The sequence below is a fragment of the Streptomyces sp. NPDC054786 genome, from assembly GCF_053611685.1.
In genome coordinates, this window is the sequence record NZ_JBSHAW010000022.1 from 93,294 (window position 1) to 117,757 (window position 24,464).

A 24,464-nucleotide genomic window follows, 5' to 3' on the forward strand; every position below is an offset into this window, starting at 1 on the left:
GTGTCGTCGGGGGGCGAATTCCGGGCGGTCCCGGGACTGCTAGCCGTCGTCCGCCGGCCCGTACCGGATGCGGTGGCACAGCGTCGGCAGATCGCCGGAGGCGAGCTCGGGCAGCACCCGCGGCAGGTCCTCGAAGGCCGACTCTCCGGTGATCAGCGCATCGAAGGCGGGGTCGGCGAGCAGGTCGAGGGCGAGCGCGAGCCGGTCGGCGTAGGTACGGCGGGGCCGGGCCGGGGAGACCGTGCCCACCTGGCTGCTGCGGACGACCAGCCGGCGGGAGTGGAAGGCCTCCCCCAGCGGCAGGCTGACCTGCCGGTCTCCGTACCAGCTCAGCTCGATCACGGTGCCTTCCGGGACGAGCAGTTCGAGCGAGCGCGCGAGCCCCTGCTCGGTGGCGCTGGCGTGCACGACCAGGTCGCAGTCGCCCAGCGCGGCCGCGGGCAGCGCGAAGTCCACCCCCAGTGCGCGGGCGGTGGCGGCGCGCGCGGGGTCGGCGTCGACCAACTGCACCCGGACCCCGGGGAAACGGGCCAGGACCGCGGCGACGCTGCAGCCGACCATGCCCGCGCCGACCACCGCGATCCGGTCGCCGACCAGCGGCGCGGCGTCCCACAGGGCGTTCACCGCGGTCTCCACCGTGCCCGCCAGCACGGCACGCGCGGCGGGGACATTGTCCGGTACCGGAGTGACGGCGCTCACCGGGACGACGAAGTGCGTCTGGTGCGGATACAGGCTGAAGACCGTACGGCCCAGCAGGTCGTGCGGGCCTTCCTCGACGACACCTACATTGAGGTAGCCGTACTTGACCGGTGCAGGGAAGGTGCCTTCCTGGAACGGCGCCCGCATCACGGTGTGCTGGCTCTCGGGGACGCCGCCACGGAAGACCAGGGTCTCCGTTCCGCGGCTCACTCCGGAGCAGATCGTGCGCACCAGGACCTCGTCGGCGGCGGGCTCCGGAAGGGGTACCGTCCGGATCTCGCCCTGACCTGGAGCGCTTAGCCAAAAGGCACAAGCGACGCGCGGCATCGGGATCCTCCTGGACGCTACGGCGATGGTTCATCGATGCTGGGGATCATGAGGACGCCGTCACCCTACGCGGCGCCCATCGACTCCGCTACACATCCCGGGAGGCAGGGTGGCCGTACAAGAGCGCTACGACACAAGGCCGTTCGGACCGGACATTACGGCCGGTATGGGTGTGCAACTGCTGGTTCTGGAAGTGCTGTGCCGGGTGGCCGGCCTGGGCACCGTGGGGTGGCTCACGGGTTGCGTCTTCGCCGTGGCCACCTGGGCCGTGCTGACCGTCGCGTTGCGCCGGACGTGGACCACGTCGTTCGGACCGGCCAACCGCGTCACTCTGGCCCGCACCATTCTCGTCGGCGGGGTGACCGCGCTGGTCGCGGACTCCTTCGCCCGGCGGGTACCGGTCACGGTGCTGATCGCGTTCGCCGCCGTGGCGCTGGTCCTGGACGCGGTCGACGGGCAGGTGGCCCGGCGCACCGGAACGGCGACGCCACTGGGTGCGCGCTTCGACATGGAGGTCGACGCCTTCTTGATCCTGGTGCTCTGTGTCCATGTCGCGGTACCGCTGGGCGGCTGGGTGCTGAGCATCGGCCTCATGCGGTACGCCTTCGTCGCGGCGTCCTGGGTGCTCCCGTGGCTGCGCGGCGCCCTGCCGCCCAGCACGGCCCGGAAGACCGTGGCGGCGCTGCAGGGTGTCGTACTGGTCGTGGCCGGTACCGGGATCCTGCCGCAGGCATCGGCGGTCACCGCGGTGGCCGTGGCGCTGGGGCTCCTCGTGTGGTCCTTCGGACGGGATGTCGCGTGGCTGTGGCGGACCGGGGGCGGGGTGAGCAGGACGCCGGTGGTGGACGTCGGCCCGCTCGCCGGCCTCCGCGTCACGTCCCGGCGTGCCGGCCCAGATAGATGACCAGCGCCAGGAAGACCAGCAGCAGATTGGTCACGACGATGGAGAGCAGCACCTGCCGCCACAGGCTGCGCCGTGGAGCCCGTTGGGTGAGCAGTACCGCACCGGGCAGCCGGGCCAGCTGTGTCCCGGGGCGCACCGCGGTCGTACGGGCCCGCCGGACGCCGCAGCGCGGTGAGGTGCGGTGGCGGGCGGCGTTCTCCGGGCACGCACGGCCGTGTCCGCGAGCGGTGCGGAGCGGTCCTCGTCCGGGGGGTCGCCCGCGGCAGGGCCGTACGGTCCCCGGCCCGGAGGGCGTGGGTATGCAGGTACGTGAGCGGACCGCCCGCCACGGCGGCGGCCCCTTACGCCTCGGTGCGCCGGACATCAGCGTCACCCTTTTCCGGTCGTGAACGAGCGGTCCGTGCCCGGCCGGCCGGCGTCCGCGGGGCGCAGTGGGCGGATCACGAGACCGCCCCCACCCCGTCGGCCGCCGGCAGTACGCCGGCCTCCGCCTGCCGCAGCTCGGTGAGCAGCGCATGCTGCCCGGCGAGCACCTCGGTGAGGACCCGGCGGGCGGCGCCCAACAGCTCCGCGACCTCGCCTCCGGCCAGCTCGTAGACGACGGTGGAGCCGCTGCGGGTGGCCGTCACCATGCCCGAGCGGCGCAGCACCGCCAGCTGCTGGGAGAGCGCGGACGGCTCCACCTCGATCGCGGAGAGCAGACCCCGTACCGGCATCGGCCCGCTCTGGAGCAGTTCCAGCACCCGGATACGGACCGGATGACCCAGCATCCGGAAGAAGTCGGCCTTGGCCTGACAGAGCGGAACCCAGGCGCCGTTCATCTCCGCGCCCCGCTCCCGGGACCGGGCGCGGACCGCGCCGCGCGCACCCGTTTCCGTACCGATTCGGCGAAACCGCCCACGCATGTCCTCCGCGTTCAGGCCGACCGGCCATCGCGTCATCTGTTGAATTGCGGAATTCTGCAACTGTAGACGACCGGGGCGGGCGACTTGAATGGGTGTGCCGGACAAACCGGGGGCATGCAGGGCGCGGTCATCCCACGCGCCCGTCCCGCTGCCGACGGCCCGCCGGACCGCGCCGCCCGCCGCCGGACCGTGGTGCCGGTTTTGTCACGAACTCCCCGGCGGACGGACACAGTTGCCGTAGGGGCCGGCAGGGGGCCGCCGATGACGGGACGTCCGGTACCGGCGCCGGTCGCGGGGCCGGAACCGCGGGCACCGCCCCGTACACCGGATGTGGGTGGACAACCCCCTGCCCCCCAACCGCATAGTGACGCCCATGACTTCACTGGTACGTCACACCACGATCGACTGCACCGACGCCTACCGGCTGGCGAGCTTCTGGGCACAGGTACTGGACGGCACGCTGGCCGAGGACGATCTGCCGGGCGACCCGGAGGCCACGGTCACGGCCGCGGGTGGCGCCCTGTTGTTCGTCACGGTGCCCGACGCCAAGGCCGGGAAGAACCGGGTGCATCTGGATCTGCAGCCACAGGACCGCAGCCGCGACGAGGAGGTCGAGCGGCTGCTGGCGCTCGGCGCGGCCCTGGTGGCCGACCATCGGCGGGCCGACGGGACCGGGTGGGCGACGCTGGCCGATATCGAGGGCAACGAGTTCTGTGTGGAGCGCAGCGCGGCCGAGCGGGCGGGCTGATCCCGCGGGCCTCAGCCCTGCGCGATCCGCCGCGGCCGCTGAGGGGGGCGGCCGACGCCCGTTCAGCGGCCGCCTCCCCGCGGCCGTTGGGGTGATCAAATGCGCTCGCCGCCCTGAGCGGGTGTCGTCGGCCGGGCCTGGCGCGTTGGTCTTCCGTGACCGTTCCCCGCGCCCGCCCGTGGTTTCTGCCGACCAGCCTCGCGGCGTTCCTGACCGAGGTGTGGCCGGACGGGCCGGCTGATGACCCGTCGGATATCCGGCCCGACGCTCAGCCCGGCACCCCGTCCGATACCCGGTCAGCTGATTCCGGCCCGGCCGATTGCCGGCCGTGCACCGGCCCGGCCGGCGCCGTCGACGAGGACCGGGAGAAGCCCTGTGACCGGCCCTGATCGGCAGTCCGGTGCACTGCCGGGCAGCGGACTTGACGGCGTGTCGAAAGCTGGCGGGTGCACACACCGTCATCGCCGGGTCACCACATGTGGCGAGCGGGAGTGATCGCCCATAGCTTCGCCTCATGGCGCTACGACAGATGAAATACATGAGCTGCGTCGCCGCGATGATGATCGGCGGCCTCGGCGCGGCATCGCCGTGCGACGCAAGGGAACGGCATGTCGTCCACCCAGGTGAGTCGATCCAACAGGCGGTGGACAGAGCGAGGCCGGGCGACACCGTCATCATCCGGCCCGGCCACTACCGGGAGAGCGTACTGATCCGCAAGTCGCGGCTGCACCTCGTCGGTGCGGGCCGGAAGACGGTGATCAGTCCGTCCGGCAAGCGGGCCGAGAACGCCTGCGGGCACAGCGGCAACGGCATCTGCGTCACCGGCACGGCGGGCAGGCCGCTGCGGGACGTCAGCATCCGTTCGCTGACCGTCCGGGGCTTCAAGAAGTCCGGCATCTGGGCTTCCGGCACCGACCGGCTGACCGTGCACCACGTGGCGGCCCGGCACAACGGCGTGTGGGGCATCGCCCAGGAGAGGTCCACCCGCGCGCTGATCCGGGACAACGTCGTCACCGGCAACGGCGACTCGGGCATCTTCCTGGCGAACACGGTCAAGGAGGAGGGCGGGGCCACCAACACCCGCGGGGCCACGGTCACCGAGAACCATCTCGCGAAGAACCGCATCGGCATCACCGTACGGCGCGTCAGAAACCTGACGGTCGCCAACAACACCATCACCGGGAACTGCGGCGGAGTGTTCATCGTCGGCGACGAATCCCGCCCCCGGGCGGGAGCGCTGACGGTCCGGAACAACACCATCGTCAAGAACAACAAGTACTGCGCCGGCAACAGCCGCCTGCCGTTCATCCAAGGGTCCGGCATCGTCCTCACCGGCGCCGAGAAGACGCTGGTGCGACGCAATCTGATCCGCGACAACGTCGGCAAATCCCCGCTCTCCGGCGGCGTCGTCCTCTTCCCCAGCTTCGTGAAGGCGCTCAGCGAGCGCAATCTCGTCATCGACAACGTCGTGCTGCACAACAAGCCGGTGGACCTGGCCAACCGGGACCCCAAGGGCAAGGGAAACCGATTCGTCCACAACGTGTGCCGGACCTCGAAGCCAGCCGGTCTGTGCCGACGGTACGAGGTGCACGGGGTGCACCCTTCAACCGGAGAATAGAGGCGGAATGACCACCGTAAGCTCCACCCCCCAGCCGGCCATGCGGCTCCGGGAGCTCGTCTTCGGAGCTGCCTGTGCGGCGGCCGTACGGGCGGCGGCGCGCCTCGGCGTCGCCGACGCACTCGGCGACCGGCCCACCACCGCGGAGGAACTGGCCTCCGCGGTGGGGAGCGAGCCTCGGCCGTTGGAACGGCTGCTGCGCGCCCTGTCCTGCTACGGGATCTTCGCGGAGACCGACGACGGGAAGTACGTCCACACGGACATGTCGCGGCTGCTGCGGGAGGACACCCCGAACAGCCTGCGGTACATCTCGCTGTGGTGCACGGAGCCGTGGACCTGGGAAGCCTGGCCGCGGCTCGACGATGCGGTCCGCTCCGGCCGCAGCGTCTTCGACGACCTGTACGGCAAGGGGTTCTTCGAGTACCTGCACCAGGACGCAGGGGACTCGGCCGAGGTCTTCAACCGGGCGATGACCACCTCCAGCAAGCAGTCGGCGCAGGACATCGCGCAGCTGCTCGATCTGACCGGTGCGTCGTCGGTGGCGGACATCGGCGGCGGCCAGGGGCATGTGCTGGCCAGCCTGCTGGAGAAGTACCCCGCTCTCGAAGGCACGCTGCTCGATCTGCCCACCGTCGTGGCGAACTCGGATCCCCGGCTGCGCGACGGCGGCCCGCTCGCCCCGCGGGTACGGATCGTGCCCGGCGACTGCCGCGAGGACATCCCCGTCCAGGCCGATGTCTACATCATCAAGAACATCCTGGAATGGGACGACGAGAGCACCCGCAGAACGCTGCACAACGTCGTCAAGGCCGCCCGGCCGGGCGCCCGCGTCGTGATCATCGAGAATCTCGTCGACGACAGTCCCTCGATGAAGTTCACCACCGCCATGGACCTGCTGCTGCTCCTCAACGTCGGCGGCGCGAAGCACACCAAGGCGAGCCTGGTCAGCCGCATGGCGGAAGCCGGTCTTAAGGTCGGCGAGCTCCTGGTCGTCAATCCGTATCTGCACGCGTTCGAGTGCACCGTCCCCGAATGAGAAGGACCCGGCACGGCAGGTCGCCCGGTGAGGAGACTGTTCCTCACCGGGCGACCTTGCCCTTGTCCGGGACGGCGCGGGAGCCAGGGGATCACCTCGGCTCCGCGTACGCGTCAGCCACTGCCGTCGCGCTGCCAGCTGTAGAACTGCTGGGCCATCGCGTCCTTGGGGCTTCGCCAGGTCTCCGGGTCGTACGCGCTGACGAAGGTGGACAGCTTGTCGCTGACGGCGCGGAACTCGGGGTGTTCCGTCACCTTGGCGATCTCCGGGCCGGGCGGCCGGTCGGATTCGATGAGGTGCAGATACACGTCACCGAACTGGAAGAGGGTCCGTCGCGAGACGCCGACCAGATGCGGCAGTTCCGTACGGTCGGAGGCCTTGAAGACCTCGGCGATGTCCGGAGCCGAACCGGGCGCCATACGAGCGACGATCAGAGCATGATGCATCGGGGGGATCCCTTCGTTGCCGCCGAGCGGCGGTCCGAACGCGACCTGGCGGGCCGTCAGTTGACGGCGGCGGACCGGAGCTCGCGGTCACGCTGTTCGATCCGGTCCCGGATGAGCTCCATCTGGATCCGGGAGTTGCGGTTGATGAGCTCGGTCATGCCCTTGTCGTCGACCGGGGCCTCGGGCTTCATCGCGAAGTCCTGGGTCCAGTGCATGGAGGTGCCGCCCGGGATCTCGGCGTACTTCCAGTGGATGTCCATGTGCGCGAAGGGACCGGTCTCGACCCGGCGGGCGCGGACGGTGCGGTTCCGGCGGTCGACGACCCGCTCGGAGACCCAGCTCCAGACCGTGCCGTTGTCGTCCGGGTGCATCGTCAGCCGGAAGGTGGTCTTGTCGCCTTCCCTGGACAGCACCTCGACCGAGGCGTACTCGCTGAACAGCTGCGGCCAGTTCTCGATGTCGTTGGTGATGTCCCAGACGAGGTCGAGGGGCGCCGCGATGGTGATGTCGTTCTCGGTGTGGCCAGGCATGTCAGGCTCCTGTCGTAGACACGTTATCTTGGGCTGTTTGGGCGATTTGAGCGGTGTTGACGAGGGCGAGGAAGTCGCGCGGCGTCTTGCAGCGCTCCGCGTCGGTCGGCATCGGCCGGCCCTGCCGGTTCTCCAGCTCGCCCACGATGCCGAGGAGGCCGAGCGAGTCCAGGCCGAACTCGGTGAAGGTCGCGTCGGGCCGGTTCGCCAACTCCTTCGGGTCGACGGTGAGCCCGGCGGCAGACTTCATCAGCGCGGCCAGCTCATTGAGCGTCAGTTGAGCGTTCATGTGCGGTTCTCCTTCTCACGAGGGGGACGGGGAGCCCTTCCGCAGCACCAGCGCCGCGTTCGAGCCCATCAGTCCCCGGCTCAGCACCAGCGCCGTCCGCAACTCGGCGGGGCGGGCCCTGCCGGTCACCACGTCAAGGTCGTGGCAGACGTCGACGACGTTGGGGGTGGGCGGCACGACGCCCTGCTCCATGGAGAGCACCGCAGCCGCGGTGTCCAGGACGGGGGCGCCGCAGTACGCCCGGCCGGTGCCGGTCTTGGGTGCGGTCACCGGGACCTGCGAGGCGTGCCGGCCCAGGGCGTCCGCGATCGCCAGCGCCTCGGCCCGGTCGGCCGCAGGGACGCCGAGCGCATCCGCGAACACCACATCGATCTCCTCCGGGGCGCACCGCGCATCCTCCAGTGCGCCGCGGATCGCATGCGCGAGCCCGTCCCGGGACTCCTCCCACAGGGAGGCTCCGGTGAAGGTCGCGGCGTGCCCGGACAACTCGGCCCGGACGCTCGCCCCACGGTTCACGGCCGCCGCCTCTTCCTCGACGATCAGCATCGCGCCGCCCTCGGCGGGCACGAATCCGCATGCGCCGCTGGTGAACGGGCGGTAGGCGCGGACCGGATCGTCGAGCTTGCTCAGATCGTCGTAGCCGAGCTGGCAGACGACCGAGTAGGGGGCCAGAGGCGCCTCGGCGGCACCCACGACGACGGCATCGGTGCCGCGCCGGATGGTGCGGCAGGCATGCGCCAGGGCGTCCAGACCGCCCGCCTCGTCGCTGGCCACGACTCCGCACGGCCCCTTGAAACCGCCGCGGATGGAGATCTGTCCGGTGCTCGCCGCGTAGAACCAGGCGATCGACTGGTACGGGCCGACATGGCGCGAGCCCTGACCCCAGAGCCGTTGCAGCTCCCGCTGGCCGAACTCACCGCCGCCCGATCCGGCGGCCGTGACGACTCCCACCGCGAACGGTGAGTCGTTGTAGTCGGCACGGCCGAGACGGGCGTCGTCCAGCGCGAGGTTGGCCGCCGCCATGGCGAAGTGGGTGAACCGGTCGGTCTGGACGAGGTAGCGCTCCTCGATCAGATCCGCCGGGTCGAACCCGCGGACCTCGCCGGCGACCTTGAGCGGAAGATGCTCACACCCGTCACGGGTGACGTGGTCGAGGACACTGATGCCCTCCACGGTCGCCTTCCAGAAGGTCTCGGTGCTCACCCCGTTGGGGGCGATGACACCGATACCGGTGACGACGGAACGACGTTCCTTCGGGGAGCTCATGATGCCCTCCCACCCTGTCGGGTCAGTACTACCGCTGACTGGAATCCACCGAAGCCGCTGCCGACCGAGAGCACCGAACGCAGCGGCAGCTCCCGTGCCGTCTTGGGCACATAGTCGAGGTCGCACTCCGGGTCCGGAGTCTCGTAGTTGGCCGTGGGCGGCACCACCTGGTGGGTGAGTGCCAGCACACAGGCCACGATCTCGATCGCGCCGATGGCCCCGAGTGAATGGCCCACCATGGATTTGATGGAACTCATCGGCACCTTGCGGGCGTGTGCGCCGAGCGACCGCTTGACCGCGGCCGTCTCGTGCCGGTCGTTCTGCTGGGTGCCCGAGCCGTGCGCGTTGACGTAGTCCACCTGGGTGGCGTCGATCCTGGCGTGGCCGAGTGCGCGGTTGATCGCCTCGGCCATCTCCAGGCCTTCCTGGGTGAGACCGGTCATGTGGTACGCGTTGCCGAAGGTGGCGTAACCACGGATCTCACAGTGGATCGTCGCGCCGCGGGCGCGGGCGTGTTCCAGCTCTTCCAGGACGAGTACGGCGCCGCCCTCGCCCATCACGAATCCGTCGCGATGGGCGTCGAACGGCTTGGAGGCGTGAGCGGGATCGTCATTGTTCGCGGACGTGGCCTTGATCGCGTCGAAGCAGGCCACGGTGATCGGGGAGATCGGTGAGTCGGACGCGCCGGCGATGCACACATCGACCCGGCCCTCCTCGATGGAGTGGAAGGCGTAACCGATGGCGTCGAGGCCGGAGGTGCAGCCCGTGGAGACGGTCTGCACCGGGCCGTGGGCGCCGATCTGTTCCGCCACCGCGGAGGCGAGCGAACTCGGGGAGAACGCCCGCTCCAGATGGCGGCCGGCCGGCCGGTGGTCGACGTCCCACCGTTCACCGTGGTTGCTGACGGCGACATAGTCGTGCTCCAGGCGCGTGGTACCGCCGACCGCGGTGCCCAGGGACACCCCGATACGCCAGGGGTCCTGGGTCTCCGTGTCCAGGCCTGCGTTGCGCAGCGCCTCGTCCGCGGCGACCAGCGCGAACTGGATGTACCGGTCCGAGCGGGCCACCTGCTCCTCGCTCAGCCCGTGGGCCGCGGGATCGAAGTCGCACTCGGCGGCGATACGTGAGCGGAACCCCTCCGGGTCGAAGAGGGTGATGCCACGGGTCGCCGTGCGGCCTGCGGACAGCAGGTCCCAGAAGGCGGCCACGCCCACACCGCCCGGAGCGACGATCCCGACGCCGGTGACCGCCACACGGCGGGTCATGACACCGGCTCCGTGCGTTCCGGTGGTGCGACCGGTGTGCTCTCTTCCGTGCCCTCGGTGTCGACGTGCCCGAGCTCCGGGCGCGGGGCCAGCGGGCCGAGGTGGAAGACCATACGGGCCTCCACGTCTCCGACATTGCGGAAGCGGTGCCGCATGTACGGCGGGATCAGCAGCCCCTGGTCCGGGCGCAGCGGGTGCGGTTCCCCGTCGAGGTCCACTTCGAGCGCGCCTTGGACGACGTACACGAACTCCTCGGAGTACGGGTGGTAGTGCTCGCCGATGCGCTCGCCGGGCTGCACGAGTGCCATGCCCATGAAGCCGCTCGTGGCGCCCACCGCGCTGGGTGTCAGCATGGCGCGCAGATCACCTCCGCGCCGGCGGTTGGGCTGGGTCTCACTGAGGTCCACGATGCGTGGGCGGTGCGTGGTCATGGCTGCTTCCTCCAGGGGCGTGAGGCCGGGGTTGAATGAGAGTGAGAGACCTGCTGCGACCGGGCGCAGTCAGACGCCCGGTGCCCGGCGATCGGTGATGAGGGCCATGTCGGCGCGCTCCAGGAAATGCGCGAGCTCTCGGTCGTTGGACAGACCGCCGGCCAGTTCGGTGTCGAGCAGCCGCCGCAGTACGGCCGTCTTACGGGCGCCGCGTACGCCGAGCGCCAGCATGGGATCGCTGTCGATCGGGATCCGGAGATCGATGAGCCGCACGACCACGTCGTCGCGCTGGAAGATGGTGCTGCCGGCGATGGGGCAGGCCGGATCGTCCGCGGCCAGCTCGTCCTGGCGGGCGAGCATCTGGGCCAGCGTCATGCCGCACCCTTCCTTGGCCGGGTAGAACAGCGCATGCCGCTTGATGCCGTCGGGCTGCTCGCCGCCCGCCGCGACGTGGTGCACCGCGGGCAGTGCGGCCCGGGTGAAGAACACCCGGGCGGAGTTCGGATCGCTGAGGTCGCGGTCCTGCTCCAGATACGGGTTGACGGCTTCCTCGACGGCCCGGACCTCGGGCTGCTGGGAGATGTGCCGCAGCGCCGCGACGAGGTCGCCCTGTACCTCGACCGCGCGCACGACGCGGTTGCCGTGCATGAAGAGAGAGGTGCGGCGGAGCCGGGTGGTGTCGTCGACCCGGGCCTCCGGGGAGGTGTAGCCGGCGAGGATGTCCGCGACCATCGATTCGCTGCCCGGCTTCACGGTGAAGGTCAGCGCGTGCCGGACCACCCCGTCGCCGACGCGGGGGTTGGCCTGCAGGCGGCCCTTGGGAGGCTCGGGCGCGAGGCTGGCGATGTTCGAGGTCTCGCGAAGGACGCTGAAGCGCAGCGACCGGGTGTCACGGACACAGCCGTGCAGCGGCTGGACCATCTTCACGTGTTCCTCGCTGTTGACCCAGGCCAGGAACGGCGGTGCGCTCTCCCATTCGCTGGTGATGAGCCACTGGGAGGGGTTCTCGATGGACTGGCACAGCTGGTCGGTGATGTGTCCGGGGACGGACGCGACCTGGTTGCGCAGGTGCTCGTAGGCTTCGAGGAAGTCCTGCTGGGCCCCGTCGTGGAGGTCCAGAAGCAGCACGACCCGCAGCCGGGAGCCGTCGAAGGCCGACTGGGATATTCGTTCCGACAGCGTTGTCATCGTCTACGCATCTCCTTCGGGGCCCGATGGCCCCAGTGGTGCGTCGTCAGTTCCGGTGCGATCCGGGGGACTGAGCCGGATGGTGGGGGCGGCCTGCCCGGTGTCGCGGGGGGCGTCCCGGATTCGATCGTGGCCGGGACGCACGGGTGGCGCGAGATCTGTGAGCCATGCAGGTGAACCGTGATCGAACACGGGCTCAGCCGGGCATTCGTGCTCCATCTGCCGTAAGCGTCCCTGGAGCTGGAGCACGCAATGAATCCCACCGCCGAAGACCGGGTTCCGGTACTCGTCGTGGGCGGGTCCCTGGTCGGCCTGTCCGCGTCGCTGTTCCTGGGACGCCTGGGTGTCAGACATCTGCTGGTCGAGAAGCACTCGGACACCTCCCGCCACCCGCGCGGGCGGGGGAACAACGTCCGCACGATGGAGCTGTTCCGGGTGGCCGGTGCGGAGCAGCGGATCCGCGAGGCCGCGTCGGTGCTGGCCGACAACCACGGGATCCTGCAGGCCCGTTCGCTCACCGGCGACGACCAGGAGTGGCTGTTCAAGGAGATCGACCCGGGCGGCGGGCTGGCCCGTATCAGCCCGTCCGCCTGGTGTCTGTGCAGCCAGAACGACCTGGAGCCGGTGCTGGTGCGCTGTGCCCGCGAGCACGGCGGTGACCTGCGGTTCTCCACCGAGCTGAGCTCCTTCGAACAGGATGCGCAGGGGGTCCGGGCGACCCTCAAGAACCGGGAGACCGGCGAGCTCACCACCGTGCACGCGGACTACCTCATCGCCGCCGACGGCCCCCGCAGCCCGGTCCGGGAGCGGCTGGGCTTCGGGCAGACCGGGCCCGGCGACCTGTTCCACAACGTGAGCATCACCTTCCGCGCGCCGCAGCTCGCGGACGTCGTGGGCGACCGTCGCTTCATCGCCTGCTACTTGACCAACCCCGAGGCCGACGGCGCCCTGCTGCCGGTGGACAACCAGGCGGACTGGGTCTTCCACGCCCCCTGGCACCCCGACCGGGGCGAGACCCTGGAGGACTTCACCGACGAGCGCTGCATCGACCACATCCGCCGGGCAACGGGCGTACCGGATATGGACGTTGAGATCACCGGCAAGGCCCCGTGGCACGCCGCCGAGCGGGTCGTGGAGCGGTACGCGGCCGGCCGGGTCTTCCTCGCCGGCGACTCGGCCCACGAGATGTCCCCCACCGGTGCGTTCGGCTCCAACACCGGTATCCAGGACGCCCACAACCTGGCCTGGAAGCTCGCCGCGGTGCTGAACGGCTCGGCGGGCCCCGAGCTGCTGGCGACGTACGAGGCGGAACGGCAGCCGGTGGCGCGGGAGACCAGCGCCCGCGCCTCGGCGCGCTCGGCCGAGCACAGCCACCCTGGGTATGCGCCGGCTCCCGGCGCGGGCGGCGGCAAGCAGCGCGGGGTGCTCACCGTCGCCCTGGGGTACTGCTATCCGCAGGGCGCCGTCGTCGGCGCCGACCCGGAGCTGCCGGTGGTGCCCGACCAGATGCGGCTGACCGGCGAACCGGGCACCCGGGCCCCGCACATGTGGCTGCAGGCCGGCGGTGAACGGCGCTCGACCCTCGATCTGTACGAGAAGTCCTTCGTCCTGCTGACCGGCTCCGAGGGCGAGATGTGGCGCACCGCGGCCAAGGGCGCCAACGAGCAGTTCTCCCTCGGGCTGGACTGCTACCTGATCGGTACCGGGCCGGACGACGATCTGGCTCCGGAGGACGGCGCCGACTGGGCGGAGAAGCACGGGACGACGTCCGAGGGCGCGGTGCTGGTGCGCCCCGACGGATTCGTGGCGTGGCGGGCCGAGGGACGGGTGGCCGATCCCGAGGCGGCGCTCCGGGAGGTCCTCGAAGCGCTGCTGTGCCGGAGCTGACCCCGTCCGGACCGCCCGCGGCCGTTCGAACGGCCGGGACAGGGTGAGAGACGCACGGGGCTGCTGATTACGGAGGGACCGGTGGGACATCCGCCGGCCCCTCCGGCGCGCGAACGTATCTTCTGCCCGTCACCACCGCAGGGGCATCTCGGGACCGCCCCGGCCGCGTCCCGCAACTCGGGGACCGATTTCCGGTTGAGTCCGGGCATGGACGCCAAGAAGCCCGCCTCGCACCCCTTTCAGCGCATCTCCCTCCCCCACCAGCCGCCGGCGCTGCCGCCTCCCGCCCCGCAGGCGCGCCGCCCGGCCGAGGAGGAGACACCGATCTTCGACCAGCTGCTCAAGGAGTGGCGCTCGGGGGAGATCCGGCCGGTGGTGTCCTGGCCGGTCGACGATCCGGGGAAGATCAGGGCGGGTACCGCTGTTGGGACGGATGATGGCCGTCCGTATCCGCGGACCCGTGACGAGGAGCATGACCGTGAGCCTGTACGACATCCCACTGCGCACCCTGACCGGTGAGCCCGCTTCACTCGCCGACTACCGGGGCAAGGCCCTGCTGGTGGTGAATGTGGCGTCCAAATGCGGGCTGACCCCGCAGTATTCGGGTCTGGAGCGGCTTCAGCAGCGCTTCGCGGACCGTGGCTTCAGTGTGCTGGGCTTCCCCAGCAACCAGTTCGCGGGCCAGGAGCCCGGCACCGCCGAGGAGATCGCCACCTTCTGCTCGGCGACGTACGGCGTGAGCTTCCCGCTGTTCGAGAAGGCAGACGTCAACGGCGAGGACCGGCACCCGCTGTATGCGGCACTGACCGGCACCGAGGACGCCGAAGGGGCGTCCGGTGACGTCCAGTGGAACTTCGAGAAGTTCCTGATCGATCCCCAGGGCCAGGTCGCGGGCCGCTTCCGGCCGCGCACCGAGCCGGAGGCCGAGGAGCTGGTCACCGCCATCGAGGCGGCCCTGCCGGCCTGAGCCCCGGCGCCCTGCCGCCGGGCCGGTGGGCGGGGTGCAGTCGTGCGGCGCCTGCGAGGCGCGCGGCAGACGGCGCGAGAGGCGCGCGGCAGACGGCGCGAGAGGCGCGCGGCAGACGGCGCGAGAGGCGCGCGGCAGACGGCGCGAGAGGCGCGCGGCAGACGGCGCGGGAGCGCCGGTCAGGCGACGGCGCGGGAGCGCCGGTCAGGCGACGGCGGTGCCGGCGGTGTCCGTGACCCCGGCCGATCCGGCGGCGCCGTCCGCGTCGTCGCCGCCGGTCTCGTCGGACACGATCTCGAAGGTGCCGGTCAGCCCGGTCATCCGCAGCAGTCGCGCGACGCTCCCGCCGCCGGAGACACCGGTCAGCCGCAGCCGGCCGCCCCGCTGCCGCGTCCGGTAGCGGGCGCGGCTGAGCAGGGACAGTCCGGCGCAGTCGATGAACGTGACCGCCCGCACGTCGACCACGAGGTCGGTGCCCTGGGTGCCGGTGATTTCGTCCAGCCGGTCGGACAGCACCGACACGGCGAGAATGTCCAGCTCACCGCGGAGTTCCAGTACGGTCGTGCCGCCCGCCGCGCGGCTGGGCCCCACGAGTCTCGGGTAGTACTGACCTTCATCCATCGACCCGGCCCACTTTCGTGCCGAGGCGCGGGATACGGCCACGCGTCTGCGGCGGAGATGTTCGGAAGGTGTGGGGGGCGCCCGGCGCGATCCGGGCGGGTCGGCCCGTTTCCGGGTCGTCGGTAGTGCCGTGGTGTGTCGTCTGTGCCCCTGTGTTTCTGCTGCTGTACCCGTAGTTGCCTACGGCTTACCCGCAGCCCGCGCCCTCAAAGTCCCGGCGCACGCCAGAGCTTCAGGTTGTCTCAAAGTCGCCCCTTGCGCGCGTGGCCGAGATAGGTAGCCACGGGCTTGCTCCCCGGCGGGCCGGCGCACAGCAGACCACGGCCTCGATGTCGTCGTCGGCGAGTCGGCCGCTGCGGCGCGCCGGGGTGCCCTGGAGCAACCGGCCCGCCGACCGCCTCCCGGATACCTCGGTCGGACCCAACCCAGGGGGGCGCCCCAATAACACCCTTTCGGGCGAATTGGACTGTCCGGACCGCCCGAGGCGCCGGCCGGGCTGCGCACCCGCGTGCTGCGGAAGGCCGGCACGGCCACCGCGGCGCTCGGCACCCGCCCGTCGGTCCAGTTCACCGGCCCGGTCGATACCCGGGTCGACGACATCAGCGCCCGTGAGCTGCTGGCCGCACTCGGCGAGGCGCTGGCGGCAGTGACCGCCTCGGCGTCGGCACAGCCGCAGCCGACCCGCGTGGAGATCGCCGTGGACCTCACCGTCCCGCTCCCCGGGCGTCGGCCGGTGATACGGCTGACCGTGACCTGCCCGGACAGCGCTGACCGGCCCGTGACCTGGGAGCGTCCGCTCCACGGCGGGCCCGGAGCCTGAGCGCCTTACGACCCGGGCCGTAGGGCGCGGTCACCGGCCGGGCCGGGCCGGTCACCGGTCACCGGTCGGACGAACGGCAGATCCCGGACCGCCGGACACGCCACGCCGCCGTCGGCGCGCAACACGGCCTCCAGTGCGGGTCCCGGGCCGCTCGGGTAACGTCCGCCCGCCCGGGCCGCGTTGGCTTCGATGTCCGCCAGGGTGCCGACGATACGGCCGTACGGCGGGAGATCGGTGCGCCCCCTCCTCGCCACAGCCATGCCCTGTGCGCCGCCCGGTCGTCGTCGCGCGACGGGTGGTGCGGACCGTGCACCGCACGCCCGGGCGGGTGATCGCGCCGGAATCACTTGACCTCAACATTGGTTGAGGTCCTACGTTCCTTGTATGTCGCCGGGCACGCACGGCGATCCCGTGACGACCCCGGCACACAGGAGGCCACGATGGACATGGAAGTCACCGCCTGGCATGCGCTGCACAGCAGCATGACCGCTCAGCAGGGCAGGCGCCGCTTCTCCCGCGGCACCCTGCGCCGCATCACGGCATTTGCCCGCCCGCACCGCCGCCACCTGGTGTGGTTCCTCGTGCTGAGCACGGTGACCGCGATGCTGGCGGTGGCCACCCCGCTGCTCGCCGGCCGGGTGGTGGACGCGATCGTGGGCGGCGACTCGGCGTCCATCGTCATCGAACTGTCCGGGCTGATCGCCGTGATCGCGGTCGCCGAGGCGGGGCTGGGGCTGCTGACCCGCTGGCTGTCGGCGAGCATCGGTGAGGGGCTGATCCTGGATCTGCGGACGACCGTGTACGACCACGTCCAGCGGATGCCCATCGCCTTCTTCACCCGCACCCGCACCGGAGCGCTGGTCAGCCGGCTCAACAACGATGTGATCGGCGCCCAGCGGGCCTTCAGCGACACCCTGTCCGGGGTCGTCAGCAATATCGTGACGCTGCTGCTCACCCTCGTGGTGATGCTCAGTCTGTCCTGGCAGATCACCCTGATCGCACTGGTACTGCTGCCGGTGTTCGTGCTGCCCGCCCGCCGGGTCGGCCGGCGGCTGGCGGATCTGCGCCGGGAGGGCGCCGACCACAACGCGGCGATGGGCACCCAGATGACCGAGCGGTTCTCCGCGCCGGGCGCCACCCTCGTCAAGCTGATGGGCCGCCCGGTGCGGGAGTCCGCCGAATTCGCCGCCCGGGCCCGCCGGGTGCGCGACATCGGGGTCCGCTCAGCCATGGTCCAGACGTACTTCGTCACCGCCCTCACCCTGGTCTCCGCCCTGGCGCTGGCCGTCGTCTACGGCCTGGGCGGGTTCCTCGCCCTGCGCGGACAGCTGGAGCCCGGCGCGATCGTCTCGCTGGCCCTGCTCCTCACCCGGCTCTACGCCCCGCTGACCGCGCTGTCGGGCGCCCACATCGAGGTGATGAGCGCGCTGGTCAGTTTCGAGCGGGTCTTCGAGGTGCTCGACCTCAAGCCGTTGATCACCGAGAAGCCGGATGCCCGTGCCGTCCCCGAGGGCCCGGTGTCCGTGGAGTTCGACTCCGTCCGCTTCGGCTACCCGTCCGCCGACAAGGTCTCGCTGGCCTCCCTGGAGGAGGTGGCCACCCTCGACACCCGGGGCGGCGAAGAGGTCCTGCACGGCATCTCCTTCCGTGCCGAACCGGGCCAGATGGTCGCCCTGGTCGGCTCCTCGGGCGCCGGCAAGTCGACCGTGGCCCAGCTGTTGCCGCGGCTGTACGACACCGACGCCGGTGCGGTCCGACTGTCCGGGGTGGATGTCCGCGATCTGACCGCCGCCTCGCTGCGCGACGTCCTGGGGATGGTCACCCAGGACGGACACCTCTTCCATGACTCGATCCGCGAGAACCTGCTGCTGGCCAAGCCGGAGGCGACCGAGGAGGAGCTGTGGGACGCGCTGCGCCGGGCGCGTCTGGAAGACCTGATCGCCGGGCTCCCCGACGGTCTGGACACCGTCGTCGGCGAGCGGGGCTACCGCCTCTCGGGCGGCGAACGGCAGCGGCTGACCATCGCCCGGCTGCTGCTCGCCCACCCCCGGGTGGTGATCCTGGACGAGGCCACCGCCCATCTGGACAACACGTCCGAGGCGGCGGTGCAGGAGGCGCTCACCGAGGCGCTGGACGGCCGTACCGCACTGGTCATCGCCCACCGGCTGTCGACCGTGAGGGCCGCTGATCTGATCCTGGTCGTCGAGGGCGGACAGATCGCGGAGCGCGGGACGCATGAGACGCTGCTGGCCGCCGACGGGCGCTACGCGGAGCTGTACCGGACGCAGTTCACCGACTCGGAGGAGCGGCGGGAAGCCGCGCAGGAGGCCCGGAGCACGGGTGCCGGCCCGGATACCGTGCCGGAGTCGGCGCTGGTGAACTGACGCCGCGCCGGAAGGCCCCTGCCTCTTGGCGGGGGCCTTCCGGATGCCGAAAACTGATGCGATGACGCAGCGCGCGGAACACTCCACTGTCATGGACCGCCTGGCCCTCGACGATCTGATCACCGGGTACGCCATCGCCGTGGACGACGGCGACTGGCCCGGCTACCGGGACCTGTTCACCCCGGACGGCCGGGCCGACTACCGCTCGGCCGGCGGCATCGAGGGCGGCACGGAGGAGATCGCGGCCTGGCTCGCCGGGACGCTGCGGCACTTCGCCATACGGCAGCATCTGATCGTCAACCGCCGTATCACCCTGGCCCGCCACGACGGCGCCCCCGGCGACACGGCCACGGTCCAGGCCGACTACCTCAACCCGATGCGGCTCGCCGGCACCGAGACCGATGCCGAGGGCGGCCCGACCGCCCCCAACTACACCTGCGCCGGGCGCTATGAGTTCGCCGCCCGGCGCACCGCCGACGGCTGGCGGCTGACCGGGGTCGTCGTGCACGAGAAGTGGCGCGAGGTGCGGTCCGCCGGTGAGTGACCGCCCCCGCCGCCCGTCGCCGCCCGGTTCGGCTGTTGCGGCGACCCCCCTTTCCTTGATCGGCCCAGCCACGCACACTGGCCCTCCGACCGGCCGAAACCGGCATCAGGGAGGCCGCATGGACAGACCGCCCGGCCGTCGGGCGCAGTGGCTCGGCTCCCCCTGGGCACGGGGCGTGGCCGCCGTGCTCGCCGGCGCGGTGCCGGCCCTCACCTTTCCCGCGCCGTCGTGGTGGTGGCTGGCGTACGTCGCCCTGGTGCCGTGGCTGCTGCTGGTGCGGTCCGCGCCGACCTGCCGGCGGGCGGCGCTGGACGGCTGGCTGGGCGGCACCGGCTTCATCCTGGCCGTCCACCAGTGGCTGCTGCCGAACCTGCATGTCTTCATCCTCGTGCTCGCCCTGCTGCTCGGTGCGCTGTGGGCGCCCTGGGGGGTGCTGGTGCGTGCGCTGCTGGGGGGCACGCCCAGGGCGAGCACGGCGGTGCGAGAGGGGTCCCCCCGGACGAAGCCCGGGGAGGACGCCGGCGAGGGGCGGTGGCGGGCGACGGGCGGGCGGTACGCCGCCGCGCTGGTGCTGGTGCCGTCGGGCTGGCTGATGGTCGAACTGGTCCGTTCCTGGGAGTACTTGGGCGGCCCCTGGGGGCTGCTCGGGGCCAGCCAGTGGCAGCTGCCGCCCGCGCTGCGGCTGGCATCGGTCGGCGGGGTGTGGCTGCTGAGCCTGCTGATTGTGGCGGTGAACACCGCGGTGGCCGAGCTGATCACCCGCCCGGCGGCACGGCTGCCCGCCGTCGCCGGGCTGCTGGTGTGCGCCTTGGCGGGCACCGCGGCCTGGTTCTGGGCGCCACTCCCCCGCACCACGGGCACGGTGCGGGTCGCCGTCGTCCAGCCGGGCCCGACCGGCACCCCCTCAGCACGCCTGGCCCGCAGCGAGGTCCTCACCCGGTCGCTGGCGGGCCGTGGGGTGCGCCTGATCGTCTGGGGCGAGAGCAGCCTCTACAAGGATCCGGCGGACCACCCGGCACTCGCCGCCCGCCTCGCCGCCCTCTCCCGGCAGACCGGCGCCGAACTGCTGGTCAACGCCGACTCCGCGCACGCCGATCAGCCGGGCATCTCCAAGAGCGCGGTGCTGATCGGGCCGGACGGACCGACCGGGGACCGCTACGCCAAGATGCGGCTGGTGCCCTTCGGCGAATACATACCGTTCCGGTCCGTGCTGGGCTGGGCGACGCGGGTGGGCAAGGCGGCCACGAGCGACCGGGTGCGCGGCACCGGCCAGGTGGTGATGCCGGTCGCCGCCGCGGGCGGACTGCGCATCGGGCCGCTGGTGTGCTTCGAGACCGCCTTCCCCGACATGAGCCGCCATCTGGCGCGCGACGGTGCGCGGGTGCTGGTCGCCCAGTCCTCGACCTCGACCTTCCAGGACAGCTGGGCGCCGGCGCAGCATGCGTCGCTGGCCGCGCTGCGCGCCGCGGAGACCTGGCGGCCGATGGTGCATGCCACGCTCACCGGTATCAGTGCGGTGTACGGCCCACGGGGTGAGCAGATCGGCGAGCGGCTCGGCACCGACCGCAGCGCGGCGGCCGTCTACGACCTGCCGCTGACCGAGGGCACCAGCCCGTACACCCGGTTCGGTGACCGGGCGGTGTACGGGGCGATGGCCGCGCTGGCACTCGCCGGCGGGTACGCGGGGCTGCGGGCGGTCAGCGGGCGGCCTGCGCGAGCGCGTCGGTGACGACCCGTTCGCACAGTTCATGGGTGCGCAGTGCGTCCTCGGCGGACGGCTGCCGGCCGGCCCGTACGTCGTCCAGGAACGCCAGGACGATCTGCTCGATGCCGCGCTGCCGGGCGACCGGCACCCAGTCGCCGCGGCGCCGGATGCTCGGCTGCCCCTTGTGGTCGATGACCTCGGCGAGGTTGACGACCTGGCGCTTGGTGTCCTGACCGGAGACGTCGAGGATCTCCTCCGTGGAGCCGCTCAGGCGGTTCATGGTGCCGAGGGCGGTGAAGCCGTCGCCGGAGAGCTGCAGCACCACATGCTGCATCAGCCCGTCACGGATCCTGGCGCGCACATCGATGTGGTCGATCTCGCCGGGGGCGAGGAACCGCAGGGTGTCCACGATGTGGATGAAGTCGTCCAGCACGAGCGTGCGCGGGTCCTCGGGCAGTCCGATGCGGTTCTTCTGCATCAGGATCAGATGGCGGGCGTGCTCACGGCACTGGGTATAGGCGGGCGCGTAGCGGCGGTTGAAGCCGACCGTGAGGCCCACTCCCCGGTCCTCGGCGAGCTCGACGATGCGCTGGGACGTGGCGAGTTCGTAGGAGAGCGGCTTGTCGACATAGGTCGGTACGCCGGCCTCGATCAGCCGGGTCACGATCTCGGGGTGGGCGGCGGTGGCGGCGTGCACGAACGCGGCGTCCAGGCCGGTGGCGAGCAGCGAGTCCAGGTCCGTGTGAAGCTGTGCCCCGGTCAGCCGGTGGGTGGCGCCGACGCGTTCGAGGGTGGCCGGGGTGCGGGTGTGCAGATGCAGTTCGAGTCCGGGTTGTGTGCCCAGTACGGGGAGATACGCCTTCTGGGCGATGTCGCCGAGTCCGATGCAGCCGACCTTCACTCGTGCTCCTTGGGTTGTGCCGCGGCCCTGGTGTCTCGCGTGCCGGAAGCATACGTGCCGGTCGGCGGCCGCCAGCCGGCGATCCCGTCCAAGGGCCGCAGCACCAGATCCGGTGCGAGGCGGGCGGTGACGGCCATCAGGGCGGCGCGCAGCGCGCAGGCCGGCCGGGAGCGCCAGGTGGTGAGCCGGTGGTGCCAGCTGCCGAAGCGGCGCAGCAGTTCGGCCCGTTCGTCATCGGCGGCCCGGCCGCCCGGTGGCACGGCCGAGGTGGCGTAGGCGTAGATCCGCCCGCCGGGCAGCGGCACGGTGCCCCACGGACTGCCGGGACCCCAGGTCTCGTGCGCCCCGTGGAGGCCCGCATGCGCTCAGCATGGTCGCGTGGTGCGACGGGGTGCTGTTCTCCTGTACCGCGGGACGGTTCCGTGCGGCCGTCCCCGACCGCGATGCGCTGCGCACGTCCTGCACGGAGCTGCTCGACGGGATGCTGCGGGGCTGACCTCGGCCGCGTGCCGGCCTATGGGGTGTGGCCCGCGACGCCGTCGATCCGCAGCTGCAGCCGGTCGATGGCGTCCCGGAGCCCCTGGCGGTATTCGCCGTCGGCCAGGGCGTTGACCGAGACCCGTGCGCGCCGCAGCTGGGCCCGCGCATCGGCGGGGCGGTCCAGGGCGGCGTAGTCGGCCGCGATATTGAGATGCAGCGAGGGAAAGAACGCCCGGAGGGCGACGAGGGGGTGGCGGGGGCCGGGGCCGTCGGCGACCTTCGGCGCGGCGGTGTTCCCGGGCCGTTCGGTGACGAAGCCCTCGGCCGCCTCCAGGGCCCTGAGGTCCCAGTCGAGTTCATCCCTGGGGTCGTCCTGGGTGTCGGCCATGTAGTGGGCGAGAGTGCAGCGGTGGAAGGCGTCTCCCTGCGGCCCGATCTCGTGCCACAGCGCCGAGAGACGGTTGCGTGCCTCTTCCCGGTCGCCGGCGCGATGCAACATGATCGCCTGGCCGATCCGGGTCAGCACCCCGTCCTCGGACGTCGCCTCCCGCCGCTTGTCCACCACCGCGCACTCCGTTTTCGCTCACCACGGCCACTGCCGCTCCCTCGACGCTAACCGCCGGACGGGACCTGCGCGCGGTGTGCGCGACGCACCGGGTGGTGGGGGCGCTCCGCCGGTCAGCCGAGCGGGCCCGCCGGCTCAGCCCAGGTCAGGGATGCGCCAGTCGATCGGGGCATGGCCCTGTGCGGCGACCGCCGCGTTGATCTGGGTGAAGGGGTGGGAGCCGAAGAACTTCTTCGCCGACAGCGGGGAGGGGTGCGCGCCCTGCACCACCGCATGCCGCTCCTCGTCGATCAGCGGCAGCTTCTTCTTGGCGTAATTCCCCCACAGCACGAAGACCGCCGGGTCGGGCCGGGAGGCCACGGCACGGATCACCGCGTCGGTGACCTTCTCCCATCCCTTGCCCTTGTGCGAATTGGCCTCGGCCTCGCGGACCGTGAGGACGGCGTTCAGCAGCAGCACACCCTGCTGGGCCCAGGGCATCAGATAGCCGTTGTCCGGAATCGGGTGGCCCAGCTCCTCCTTCATCTCCTTGTAGATGTTCCGCAGCGACGGCGGTGTCTTGACGCCGGGCTGCACGGAGAAGCACAGGCCGTGGCCCTGGCCGGCACCGTGGTACGGGTCCTGGCCCAGGACGAGCACCTTCACCTGGTCGTAAGGCGTCGCCTCCAGCGCCGCGAAGACCTGCTCGCGGGGCGGATAGACCGGCCCGTCGGCCCGCTCCTGCTCGACGAAGTCGGTGAGCTCCTTGAAATAGGGCTTCTCCAACTCCTCACCGAGGACCCCGCGCCAGGACTCGGGCAGCATGTCGGTCACCACGTCAACAACCTCCGGTGTGCGTTGCGTTCTCACTCACAGAACCTACCGGCGACCACTGACAACGCCGTCCGCGGGCCGAGGGCCCGGCCCTGACCCGGCGGCCGGCCCGCCTCAGGCGGTGTCGAGCCGGGCCCGCTGGACGGGGTCCAGCCGCAGGTCGAGCGCCGCCAGGCTTTCGTCCAGCTGCGCCACGGAACTCACACCGAGCACCGGCACGACCGGCACCGGCCCGCCCATCAGCCAGGCGAGCACCACCTGGTTCACGGTGGCCCCGCACTCCGCCGCGACCTCCGCCAGCACCCGCAGCCGCGCCACCGAGCCGGGATGGTCGTAGCGCTCCGGCAGCGGCCGGTCCGCACGGGAGTAGGCACCTGCCATCAGCGTCCCATAGCCGACCGGCGTCAGATCGGGGTGCGCCGCCGCGTAGTCGAGGAGCTCCTCGTCGGTCTCCACCTGTAGGTCCTGGGGCAGGCCGCGGCGTGGCCGCAGATAGGTGTGCCGCTGTTGTACGGCGCGGAAGCCGGGCAGTCCGCGCCCGGCAGCGGTCTGCCGGGCCCCGGCGAGCCGCCAGGTCCGGTAATTGCTGGCCCCGAGGGTGCCCACGGTGCCGTCCCGTACGAGGCCGGCCAGCGCCTCGACGGTGTCGTCCAGCCGGACGGCGCGGTCGTCGAGGTGCGCGTAGTAGAGATCCACCCGGTCGGTGCCCAGGCGGCGCAGGCTGCCCTCGATCCCGGCGCGTACGGCCCCGGCGCCCAGGCCTTCGGCATTGGCGGGCCACACGGCGCCCCGCGCCGGGTCCGGGCGGGCGCCCACCTTGGTGGCCAGGACCGTGCGGCCGGCCGCGCCCCGGCTGCGCAGCCAGCGGCCGACCAGCAGCTCGCTCTCGTCGCCGCTCGCGCCGGGGACCCAGCAGGCGTAGTGGTTCGCGGTGTCGACGAAGGTGCCGCCGGCTTCGGCGAAGCGGTCCAGTACGGCGAACGAGGTCGGTGCGTCGACGGTGGTGCCGAAGGGCAGCGTCCCGAGGCAGACGGCGCTGATGCGGGGCCCTTGATCACCGCCGAGCGTGCGGTAGTGCATGGCATGTCTCCCTGGCAGGTCCGCTGACGCGCGTGGTGCCGGCCC

At 71.6% G+C, this 24,464-nt stretch carries 28 protein-coding genes and 1 pseudogene; 12 read left to right on the plus strand and 17 right to left on the minus strand.

The annotated features are described in order from the left end of the window. Positions 1 to 39: 39 nt before the first annotated feature. Positions 40 to 1,026 (minus strand): zinc-dependent alcohol dehydrogenase, encoded by a 987-nt coding sequence (locus ACWGI6_RS19830; protein ID WP_453268715.1) that lies wholly within the window; start codon positions 1,024 to 1,026, stop codon positions 40 to 42. Between the two features lie 109 nt (positions 1,027 to 1,135). On the opposite strand from ACWGI6_RS19830, the gene ACWGI6_RS19835 reads away from it, so the two are divergent. Continuing rightward, positions 1,136 to 1,930, plus strand: a complete 795-nt coding sequence (locus ACWGI6_RS19835) for a CDP-alcohol phosphatidyltransferase family protein (RefSeq protein ID WP_453268716.1) — start codon at positions 1,136 to 1,138, stop codon at positions 1,928 to 1,930. On the opposite strand, the gene ACWGI6_RS19840 is transcribed toward ACWGI6_RS19835, so the two are convergent. Together ACWGI6_RS19840 and ACWGI6_RS19845 are read right to left on the minus strand one after the other, a co-directional pair. Next, positions 1,899 to 2,066, minus strand: coding sequence for a hypothetical protein (locus ACWGI6_RS19840; RefSeq protein WP_393908926.1), 168 nt, complete (start codon positions 2,064 to 2,066; stop codon positions 1,899 to 1,901). The two genes, ACWGI6_RS19835 and ACWGI6_RS19840, sit on opposite strands and share 32 nt — an antisense overlap. A 304-nt stretch (positions 2,067 to 2,370) precedes the next feature. Next, on the minus strand, positions 2,371 to 2,751 hold the full coding sequence (locus ACWGI6_RS19845) for an ArsR/SmtB family transcription factor (RefSeq protein WP_453268761.1): 381 nt from the start codon (positions 2,749 to 2,751) through the stop codon (positions 2,371 to 2,373). Between the two features lie 457 nt (positions 2,752 to 3,208). Here ACWGI6_RS19845 and ACWGI6_RS19850 point away from each other — a divergent pair, with 457 nt between their 5' ends. The 3 genes from ACWGI6_RS19850 (at position 3,209) to ACWGI6_RS19860 (ending at position 6,237) form a co-directional block, all read left to right on the plus strand. Further along, the gene (locus ACWGI6_RS19850; RefSeq protein ID WP_393908925.1) at positions 3,209 to 3,583 is read left to right on the plus strand and encodes a VOC family protein; all 375 of its coding nucleotides are present in this window, start codon (positions 3,209 to 3,211) and stop codon (positions 3,581 to 3,583) included. A gap of 514 nt (positions 3,584 to 4,097) precedes the next feature. Then, positions 4,098 to 5,201 (plus strand): right-handed parallel beta-helix repeat-containing protein, encoded by a 1,104-nt coding sequence (locus tag ACWGI6_RS19855; protein WP_453268717.1) that lies wholly within the window; start codon positions 4,098 to 4,100, stop codon positions 5,199 to 5,201. Positions 5,202 to 5,208: 7 nt separating this feature from the next. Continuing rightward, entirely contained in the window at positions 5,209 to 6,237 is a 1,029-nt protein-coding gene (locus ACWGI6_RS19860; protein ID WP_453268718.1) for a methyltransferase, read from the plus strand. A gap of 113 nt (positions 6,238 to 6,350) precedes the next feature. Here ACWGI6_RS19860 and ACWGI6_RS19865 read toward each other — a convergent pair whose 3' ends face one another. The 7 genes from ACWGI6_RS19865 to ACWGI6_RS19895 all read right to left on the minus strand — a co-directional run bounded on the left by ACWGI6_RS19865 (position 6,351) and on the right by ACWGI6_RS19895 (position 11,652). After that, positions 6,351 to 6,683: a TcmI family type II polyketide cyclase gene (locus tag ACWGI6_RS19865; RefSeq protein WP_453268719.1), complete on the minus strand. Its 333-nt coding sequence runs from the start codon at positions 6,681 to 6,683 to the stop codon at positions 6,351 to 6,353. Positions 6,684 to 6,739: 56 nt separating this feature from the next. Beyond that, entirely contained in the window at positions 6,740 to 7,213 is a 474-nt protein-coding gene (locus tag ACWGI6_RS19870) for an SRPBCC family protein (protein WP_393908921.1), read from the minus strand. 1 nt (position 7,214) lies between these two features. Continuing rightward, positions 7,215 to 7,502, minus strand: coding sequence for an acyl carrier protein (locus ACWGI6_RS19875; RefSeq protein ID WP_393908920.1), 288 nt, complete (start codon positions 7,500 to 7,502; stop codon positions 7,215 to 7,217). A 15-nt stretch (positions 7,503 to 7,517) separates the two neighbouring features. After that, the gene (locus ACWGI6_RS19880; protein WP_453268720.1) at positions 7,518 to 8,768 is read right to left on the minus strand and encodes a ketosynthase chain-length factor; all 1,251 of its coding nucleotides are present in this window, start codon (positions 8,766 to 8,768) and stop codon (positions 7,518 to 7,520) included. Next, entirely contained in the window at positions 8,765 to 10,033 is a 1,269-nt protein-coding gene (locus tag ACWGI6_RS19885; RefSeq protein WP_453268721.1) for a beta-ketoacyl-[acyl-carrier-protein] synthase family protein, read from the minus strand. Before ACWGI6_RS19885 ends, ACWGI6_RS19880 begins: the two co-directional genes overlap by 4 nt. Next, positions 10,030 to 10,464, minus strand: a complete 435-nt coding sequence (locus ACWGI6_RS19890; RefSeq protein WP_393908917.1) for a cupin domain-containing protein — start codon at positions 10,462 to 10,464, stop codon at positions 10,030 to 10,032. The genes ACWGI6_RS19885 and ACWGI6_RS19890 overlap by 4 nt, the downstream gene beginning before the upstream one ends. A gap of 69 nt (positions 10,465 to 10,533) precedes the next feature. Beyond that, entirely contained in the window at positions 10,534 to 11,652 is a 1,119-nt protein-coding gene (locus ACWGI6_RS19895) for a SchA/CurD-like domain-containing protein (RefSeq protein WP_453268722.1), read from the minus strand. A gap of 252 nt (positions 11,653 to 11,904) precedes the next feature. Between ACWGI6_RS19895 and ACWGI6_RS19900 the strand changes: the two genes are divergently transcribed. From ACWGI6_RS19900 to ACWGI6_RS19910, 3 genes are all read left to right on the plus strand, one after another. Then, on the plus strand, positions 11,905 to 13,539 hold the full coding sequence (locus ACWGI6_RS19900) for an FAD-dependent oxidoreductase (RefSeq protein ID WP_453268723.1): 1,635 nt from the start codon (positions 11,905 to 11,907) through the stop codon (positions 13,537 to 13,539). A 207-nt stretch (positions 13,540 to 13,746) separates the two neighbouring features. Next, positions 13,747 to 14,058, plus strand: coding sequence for a hypothetical protein (locus ACWGI6_RS19905; protein ID WP_393908914.1), 312 nt, complete (start codon positions 13,747 to 13,749; stop codon positions 14,056 to 14,058). After that, on the plus strand, positions 14,018 to 14,506 hold the full coding sequence (locus tag ACWGI6_RS19910; RefSeq protein WP_453268724.1) for a glutathione peroxidase: 489 nt from the start codon (positions 14,018 to 14,020) through the stop codon (positions 14,504 to 14,506). The genes ACWGI6_RS19905 and ACWGI6_RS19910 overlap by 41 nt, the downstream gene beginning before the upstream one ends. A gap of 204 nt (positions 14,507 to 14,710) precedes the next feature. Here ACWGI6_RS19910 and ACWGI6_RS19915 read toward each other — a convergent pair whose 3' ends face one another. After that, on the minus strand, positions 14,711 to 15,127 hold the full coding sequence (locus tag ACWGI6_RS19915; protein ID WP_453268725.1) for an STAS domain-containing protein: 417 nt from the start codon (positions 15,125 to 15,127) through the stop codon (positions 14,711 to 14,713). Between the two features lie 508 nt (positions 15,128 to 15,635). Between ACWGI6_RS19915 and ACWGI6_RS19920 the strand changes: the two genes are divergently transcribed. Next, positions 15,636 to 15,947 (plus strand): hypothetical protein, encoded by a 312-nt coding sequence (locus ACWGI6_RS19920; RefSeq protein WP_453268726.1) that lies wholly within the window; start codon positions 15,636 to 15,638, stop codon positions 15,945 to 15,947. A gap of 5 nt (positions 15,948 to 15,952) precedes the next feature. On the opposite strand, the gene ACWGI6_RS19925 is transcribed toward ACWGI6_RS19920, so the two are convergent. After that, complete coding sequence (locus ACWGI6_RS19925; protein ID WP_453268727.1) at positions 15,953 to 16,207, minus strand: hypothetical protein; 255 nt, start codon at positions 16,205 to 16,207, stop codon at positions 15,953 to 15,955. Positions 16,208 to 16,387: 180 nt separating this feature from the next. On the opposite strand from ACWGI6_RS19925, the gene ACWGI6_RS19930 reads away from it, so the two are divergent. The 3 genes from ACWGI6_RS19930 to lnt all read left to right on the plus strand — a co-directional run bounded on the left by ACWGI6_RS19930 (position 16,388) and on the right by lnt (position 20,604). Continuing rightward, on the plus strand, positions 16,388 to 18,331 hold the full coding sequence (locus ACWGI6_RS19930; RefSeq protein ID WP_453268728.1) for an ABC transporter ATP-binding protein: 1,944 nt from the start codon (positions 16,388 to 16,390) through the stop codon (positions 18,329 to 18,331). 61 nt (positions 18,332 to 18,392) lie between these two features. Next, the gene (locus ACWGI6_RS19935; protein WP_453268729.1) at positions 18,393 to 18,875 is read left to right on the plus strand and encodes a nuclear transport factor 2 family protein; all 483 of its coding nucleotides are present in this window, start codon (positions 18,393 to 18,395) and stop codon (positions 18,873 to 18,875) included. 118 nt (positions 18,876 to 18,993) lie between these two features. After that, positions 18,994 to 20,604 carry an apolipoprotein N-acyltransferase gene (gene lnt, locus ACWGI6_RS19940; protein ID WP_453268730.1) on the plus strand — a complete coding sequence of 537 codons (1,611 nt, stop codon included), beginning with the start codon at positions 18,994 to 18,996 and terminating at the stop codon, positions 20,602 to 20,604. On the opposite strand, the gene ACWGI6_RS19945 is transcribed toward lnt, so the two are convergent. Then, on the minus strand, positions 20,573 to 21,481 hold the full coding sequence (locus tag ACWGI6_RS19945; RefSeq protein WP_453268731.1) for a Gfo/Idh/MocA family protein: 909 nt from the start codon (positions 21,479 to 21,481) through the stop codon (positions 20,573 to 20,575). The genes lnt and ACWGI6_RS19945 overlap by 32 nt on opposite strands. Then, positions 21,478 to 21,822 (minus strand): annotated as a pseudogene (locus ACWGI6_RS19950) (hypothetical protein); the annotation flags it as partial. The gene ACWGI6_RS19945 and the pseudogene ACWGI6_RS19950, both read right to left, overlap by 4 nt. A 29-nt stretch (positions 21,823 to 21,851) precedes the next feature. Here ACWGI6_RS19950 and ACWGI6_RS19955 point away from each other — a divergent pair. After that, positions 21,852 to 21,977, plus strand: a complete 126-nt coding sequence (locus tag ACWGI6_RS19955) for a hypothetical protein (RefSeq protein ID WP_453268732.1) — start codon at positions 21,852 to 21,854, stop codon at positions 21,975 to 21,977. An 18-nt stretch (positions 21,978 to 21,995) separates the two neighbouring features. Here the strand turns inward: ACWGI6_RS19955 and ACWGI6_RS19960 are convergent, their stop codons facing one another. The 3 genes from ACWGI6_RS19960 to ACWGI6_RS19970 all read right to left on the minus strand — a co-directional run bounded on the left by ACWGI6_RS19960 (position 21,996) and on the right by ACWGI6_RS19970 (position 24,419). Beyond that, complete coding sequence (locus ACWGI6_RS19960; RefSeq protein ID WP_453268762.1) at positions 21,996 to 22,523, minus strand: hypothetical protein; 528 nt, start codon at positions 22,521 to 22,523, stop codon at positions 21,996 to 21,998. A gap of 138 nt (positions 22,524 to 22,661) precedes the next feature. Further along, complete coding sequence (locus ACWGI6_RS19965; RefSeq protein ID WP_453268763.1) at positions 22,662 to 23,330, minus strand: uracil-DNA glycosylase; 669 nt, start codon at positions 23,328 to 23,330, stop codon at positions 22,662 to 22,664. 123 nt (positions 23,331 to 23,453) lie between these two features. Next, a complete protein-coding gene (locus ACWGI6_RS19970; protein WP_453268733.1) occupies positions 23,454 to 24,419 on the minus strand; it encodes an aldo/keto reductase in 966 nt (321 codons plus the stop codon). Positions 24,420 to 24,464: the final 45 nt, after the last annotated feature.